A 6,469-nucleotide genomic window follows, 5' to 3' on the forward strand; every position below is an offset into this window, starting at 1 on the left:
CTGCGTCGGCCGTGCCCAGGCTCCACTGGGGCCCCAGCGGAGCCCAGATCTCGCGCACGGACACGTCGTCGTAGAACACCTCGACGCCGGAGGTCCCGAAGCCGCTGTACAACCGGAAGAACGGTGCCCCCTTTGCGTCGGCCGGGACCTCCATGTCCACCGACAGCTGCTGCCAGGTGTCGGTCTTGACGGGTGCGTTGGAGCGGACCTCGCGATAGACGTTGTTGGCATCCAGGTAGAAACCGACCACCCGCAGCCCACGTGGCGACACCGGGGCGAGACCGGTCGATCCAGGAACGTAGATCCACGCGTCCGCGCGGTATGTGGCACCGGGGCGTAGCTGCCCGTTGGCGGGCGCGATCTCCACGAACGAATCCGCCGTGCTGCCGTCCGTCACCAGCCGCAAGGAGTCCAGCACCGACTTCGTGGGTTCTGAACCGCCGTGCCCCCGCCCGGTCACCCGTGCGTGGGTGACGCCGTTGCTGCTCAGACCGCTGACGCTAGCGATGGTCTTCTGCGCTGCTGACAGCAGCTCCTGCTGGGGCTCGAAGCCGGACCGGGGGTCCCGCGAGGAGGCCGCGCGGCCGAGTGCCAAGCCGAACTCGTCGACATCGGTGCTCGACAAGGTGTAGTCGCCGGTCAGCAGGTTGGCCGACCCGGGCCCGATCTCCGTCGTCGCCGCGTCGTCTGCATCGGGCGACACGGTCACGGTGACCCAGGCCGACTTGTAGGCGCCGGCTCCATCGGCATCGGCGGAGACGATCGCCTGTACCTGGACGGGACCAGGGACATGGCCGAGCGTCGAACTCACGTCCCAGCTGGCGTAGTCGCCCAGATCGCTGATCTTGGTCCAGGGCGCGGAGAGGGGGGTGCCGTTCGCCCGGGTCAGGTCAGCCAGCGCGATGTCCTGGCTCGTCGCAGCGTCGGGGCCCCGGCGGTAGGCGAACTTGACGTACTCGAACACCTGCTCGCCCGTGACCGAGAGCTTGACCCGGCGCACCACCTGGCTGCCCTCGACAGGAGAGGTCAGGCCCGCTCGGCCCACGTTGAAGGCGTACTTGACGATGGACGACCGGTTGCCGGCCCTGTCCACGGAGCGAACCTGCAGGACGTGCACCCCGTTGGTGGTCGGGGTCACCGAGAACGTGGTCACGTTGCCGGTTGCAGGGGTGAGCGCCGTCCCGGGCGCCTGGTCCAGGCCCCACTCGAAGCCGACCAGGCTGGGATCAGACGTCTTCAGCGTCGCGGTGAACATCCCCGCGGAGTACTCGGACTTGTGCCACGTGCCGTCGCTCGGATAGTCCGTCGACGTGATCGAGGGCGCGCCCGGTGCTGCCGTGTCGACCCGGAAGTCGGCCCACGCCGACGTCGCGGTGTTCCATTGGAGACCGTCATGGGTGTGCAGCAGGAACGAGTAGGAACCCCCGTCCGCCAACACACCCGGTGGGACGTCGACAAAGGCGACCTGGCCGTCCCGCACGTTGTTGACCCACTGACTCCAGATGACCTGCCCACCGACCCGCCACAGCTCGAACAACGCGTTGGTGGACCCATCGGCGTCGTGGACGGTGCCCGACAGGCGAGGCGTGACGGACGACGTCCACCTGCCGTCCTTGTTCACCGTGTTGCTGACGGCGAGTCCGTCGGACGGACCGGGTGGGGTGTTCCAGTTGACGTACAGCGTGGGGACGCCCCAACCCGCCTCGGCCGAGTTGAACTTCTTCCAGCCGTAGGAGTCCCGTTCGTTCTCCGCCATCACCCCCACGCCCACCGTGGTGTAACCGGTGCTGGACCACGTCTGCACGAGTTTGGTCAGATCCGCTGCCACCCAGCCGTCATCACAGCCGTTACCGCCCTTGGTCTGGCCCGAGGTGCTCTGTCGGTTGAACCAGCCCGGCTGGGCGTTGATGCGTGCGGCGGTGGTGGCTGGGGCGGTGTCCCAGACCTCCCAGTTGCGCGCCTGGCACGACCACGCGTGCCATTCGTACAGGTTGAGGCTGGCCTGCAGGATCGTCTTGTTGCGGATGCCCGAGAGGTCGAAGTTCATGAACGACCGCGCGACGGTGGCGCCTCCGTCGTAGGTGCCGAGCCGCAGTTCCGTACTGCCGGACTGGTCGCTGCTGAATCCGGTTTGCACCCAGGTGTCGAATCCCCACTCCCAGCGGTACTCCGGGTCCACGACCACCGGGTACTGGGTCTCTGCGTCCGCCAGGAAAGCCGTGTCCGGGGTGAGTGCGACCTCCACGGAGTGCGGAGAGGTGACCACTGCGGCATCAGTCAGCACCAGCGTGGTGCTGCCGCCGGCATCAGCCGACGCCGGGGAGTCGACCTGCCCCGGGGCGTCGGTGACCTCGGTCTCGCTGCCACTCGGCAAGGCCGGCGGCTCTCCCGGTGTACCGAGGTCGACCAGGGTCTGGGCGTCGCCTGCGGTGGTCGGCTCGCTCGGCCGCTCCTCGGCCGCCTCCTCAGCTCCCCAGTCCGGCAGGGGCGCGAGGGCGGTGAGCGGCTGGTCGTCTTCCTCCGTCCACGGCTCCGTGATGGGGTGCAGGCGCTCTCCATCGACGCCTGCGTCCCACACCTGGGGAGCGCCGCTGGATCCCACGACCTCACCGGTGTCCCCCGTGAAGGCGACTCCCCCGTCATCGGTCTCCGTCGCCGTGACGCCCTCACCGATGACCGTCAGCGAGAGGTCCGGCACCCGTCCTGGCTCCGGCCGCTCCGTGAGCACGTAGTACTGCTCGTAGCCGCTGCGCGTGGCCTCGACCACCAGATCGACCCCGGGCTGGACTTCCGGGTAGACCGCCCGGGGCCCCTCCAAGCGCGGGGTGGGCAGCTGCTGCGTCCAGGCGAGACCGACGGACTCCCCAGCCTCACCGGACATGGACAGGAGTTCGCCGTCCGCGGGCGTCCCGCCGCCTGCCAGTTCGAGATGAGCGGGATGGGCCTTCGGAGCGACGGTCCCCTCGGGCTGCACCTCCAGGGTCAGATCGACCTCGACCCAGTCCGATGACGTCGTCCCGTCTCCGTCGCCGGTCCGCACCCAGATCGGCGCCTGCGCCTGTCCGGTCGTCAGCGTCCCGTCCGGGTTGACCCAGGTCGACGAGGTCTCGGTGCGCTCACCGATGACCTCGACCCGTTCGCCCTGCAGTTCGGCGATCGTCCGGGCGGTGGAGATGTCGGGCGCCTCCAGCGGACCGGACGCCTCGGTGTCCGCAGAGGACCTGTCGACGGGCGCGGCCTGCGCCTGCTGGTTGGGGGCAAAGGTCCCCGCGACCAGCGCCGCGGCGACTGCCACCCCGAGCGGCCCCTTGACCCGCCACTTCGGAACAGCACTGAACCCATGACCAGCACGCACGAGAGACCTCACCAAGCACAGGACGAGTCGGATGGAACGACGTCGAACGCGCCAGGTTCAGGCGTTCGCGGTGAAGCTGGCAGATGCGCAGCGCACACGCAAGGACACGGAGAGTGGCGAATCTCTCCTGTCCCACTCGTCTCACCAGCACCGTGACAAGCCGCTGACCTGCACAGACATCCGAGACCGTGGAGTCCGATCGGCGTGAGGGGGCAGCCGTCCCATCGCGGAGAGCCACTGCCGCAGTTGGGATCGATCCCGGCGTCCCGGCATCGGCGACCATCGCTTGATCCCACTAATGTGGTTCCAGTCGACGGACCCCACCGGGGGGCCGGGGAGCGGGAGGCTCAGCCCTGATCTTCAAGGCGGTGCGCGATGGGCGCCCCTACCCCGACCACGGCTTCTCCGCCCGCGACTGGGCGATGATCCCGCCCCGGCAGATCCGGATGGACACCCTCGTCACCACCAAGCGCGAGCTGGCCCTCGACACGCTGCTCGCCGACGACTCGACCTTCTACGGCGACCTGTTCCCGCACGCGGTGCAGTGGAACGGCGAGACGTACCTGGAGGACGGCCTGCACCGGGCCCTGCGCGCGGCCCTGCAGCAGCGCAACGTCATCCACGTCCGGGTGCTCGACCTCGACTCGCTGATGCCGGCCCAGACGCCGGCCGAGAGCAACTCCGCAGACGCCAGCCCGGCCGACGCCGGCCAGCCGCGCTGACGGCTCAGAGCCAGCCCTTCTCCTCCGCCACCCGGGCCGCCTCCACCCGGGTGCGCGCCCCGGTCTTGCCGATCGCCGAGGACAGGTAGTTCCGCACCGTCCCCTCGGACAGGAACAGCCGCCCGGCGATGTCGGCGACCGTCGCCCCGTCGGCCGCCGCCCGCAGCACGTCGGCCTCGCGACCCGACAGCGGTGTCGCGCCCATCGCCAGCGCAGCCGCGGCCAGGTCCCGGTCGATCACCCGCTCCCCCGCCATCACCGCCCGGATGCCCCGGGCCAGCTCGGCCACCGGCGAGTCCTTGACCAGGAAGCCGGCGGCGCCGACCTCCATCGCCCGGCGCAGGAACCCCGGCCGGCCGAACGTGGTGAGGACGACGGCGCGCACCTCCGGCAGCGCAGCGGCCAGCTCCCGGGCCGCCTCGAGCCCGTCCTGCCCCGGCATCTCGATGTCCAGCAGCGCCACGTCCGGCCGGCAGGCACGCGCGGCCTCGAGCACCTCGTCGCCGCGGCCGACCTCGGCCACCACCTCGATGTCCTCCTCGAGGTCCAGCAGCGCCCGCAGCGCGCCCCGCACCAGCGCCTGGTCCTCGGCCAGCAGCACCCGGATGGTCACGCGCTCACCGGCACCGGGAGCAGCGGCACCGTGGCCTGCAGTCGGTACCCGCCGCCGTCCACCGGGCCGGCTGCCAGTTCCCCGCCCAGCGCACCGACCCGCTCGCGCAGACCGGCCAGACCCGACCCGGGCGAGGCGCCCAGCACGGTGATCGGGTCCTCCGCGCCACGACCGTCGTCGGTCACCGTCAGCACCGCTCGTACCCCGTCCTCGGCCAGGCCGATCGTCACCGTGCCGGCCCGGCTGTGTCGCAGCACGTTCGTCGTCGCCTCGCGCACCACCCACCCCAGGGCCGCGTCGACCGTGCCCGGCAGCGTGGGCACCCGGTCGGGCAGCCGCACGTCGATCCCGGCCCCGGTCAGCGCGGAACGCGCCTCGGCGAGAGCCTGGGCGCAGGTGACCTGCCGGTAGCCGCTGACGGCGTCCCGCACCTCGGCCAGTGCGCGACGGGCCGCCGCCTCGACGTCGGCCATCTCCTGTCGGGCGCGGGCCGGGTCGGCCTCGGCCAGCCGGCGGGCGAGCTCGCTCTTGAGCGCGATGAGCGACAGCGAGTGCCCGAGCAGGTCGTGCAGGTCACGGGCGAAGCGCAGCCGTTCCTCGGTGACGGCGTTGCGGGCCAGCTCCTCGCGGGCCTCCTGCAGCTCCCGGTTCACGGTGATCAGGTAGCCGGTGCCCCGGATCCCGAAGGCGGTGAGCAGGCAGATCGGCGACAGGAACAGCAGGCCGGGGTCCCCGGAGACCAGGGGCACCGCCAGGCACACCAGCGCCGCGCCGACCACGGCCGGCCACACCCAGCGCCCGGGCAGCGTGGCCGCGGCGGCTGCCGACACGTAGATCATCAATCCTGCCCAGGCCGGCCCGAACCCGACCGCCAGCGCGACGGCGAGCACCGCGGTCACCGCGAACTCCGGCCGCAGCGCCCGCGGCCGGCCGAGCTGACCCATCACCCGCAGGTAGACCACGGTGAAGACGAGCAACCCGATCGCGCCGACCCAGCGTGCCGCCGTCGGGCGGTCGGTGGTGACGAGGTCGGCGATCGGGAAGAACTGGAACAGCAGCCAGGGCACGGCCCAGATCGCCTTCCCCCACCAGTTCGACCGGTCCACGAGACGGACGCTAGCGGTCGGCTGCCCGGTCACGGCTCAGCCCGCCACCGCGTGCAGCGGGCGCCGCCGGGCGACCACCAGGGCGGCCGCGGCGAACACGACGCCGTAGCCCGCCAACACCATGACCGGCGGGCCGGCGAACGTCCCGGCCGCGATGTCCCGGCCCAGCTCGGCGAACCAGTAGGACGGCATCGCGCGGGCCAGCGCCGCCATCCCGTCCGGGAACATCTCGACCGGGAACCACAGCCCACCCAGTGCGGCGAGCACGGTGCCGAGGATCCCGATCGCCGCGCCTGCGGCCTGGGCGTCCAGGGCCAGCCCCACCGCCACACCGAGCGCCACGAACACCACCGACCCCGCCCACAGTGAGCCGACCAGCGCCAGCCAGGTGCCCAGGCCGAACGCGACGCCGTTGACGAACCGCCCGACCAGCGCCACGACGAGCAGGCTGGGCAGCACCAGCAGCGCCCCGACCATGACGTCGACGGCGAACACCGACCCGGTGGGCACCGGCGTCACCCGCAGCTGCCGCAGCCAGCCGGAGGAGCGGTCGAAGGCGATCCGGATCGTCGCGCCCAGCGCGGCGCCGATCGCCCCGTAGGCCATCATCGAGACCAGGACGGCGCCGGCGAGGTCCTGGTACTCCCCGGCCGGCGCCTGCCCGCCGATGACC

General features: G+C 71.6%; 4 protein-coding genes and 1 pseudogene. 1 reads left to right on the plus strand and 4 read right to left on the minus strand.

What is annotated here, in order from left to right; all coding sequences use genetic code 11:
* Window positions 1–2,602 (minus strand): DNRLRE domain-containing protein (locus tag G5C62_RS24685; protein WP_164703094.1); only part of this gene is annotated, 2,602 nt, incomplete at its 3' end.
* Between the two features lie 1,106 nt (window positions 2,603–3,708).
* Here G5C62_RS24685 and G5C62_RS24690 point away from each other — a divergent pair.
* A pseudogene (locus tag G5C62_RS24690) lies at window positions 3,709–3,999 on the plus strand (type II toxin-antitoxin system VapB family antitoxin); the annotation flags it as partial.
* Window positions 4,000–4,081: 82 nt separating this feature from the next.
* Here the strand turns inward: G5C62_RS24690 and G5C62_RS24695 are convergent.
* From G5C62_RS24695 to G5C62_RS24705, 3 genes are all read right to left on the minus strand, one after another.
* A complete protein-coding gene (locus G5C62_RS24695) occupies window positions 4,082–4,690 on the minus strand; it encodes a response regulator (RefSeq protein WP_164703095.1) in 609 nt (202 codons plus the stop codon).
* The gene (locus G5C62_RS24700; RefSeq protein WP_164703096.1) at window positions 4,687–5,796 is read right to left on the minus strand and encodes a sensor histidine kinase; all 1,110 of its coding nucleotides are present in this window, start codon (window positions 5,794–5,796) and stop codon (window positions 4,687–4,689) included. The genes G5C62_RS24695 and G5C62_RS24700 overlap by 4 nt, the downstream gene beginning before the upstream one ends.
* Window positions 5,797–5,832: 36 nt before the next feature.
* Window positions 5,833–6,469, minus strand: a 637-nt coding sequence (locus G5C62_RS24705) for an ABC transporter permease (RefSeq protein WP_164703097.1), incomplete at its 5' end; no start/stop codon positions are given.

The organism is Modestobacter sp. KNN46-3, from assembly GCF_011039295.1.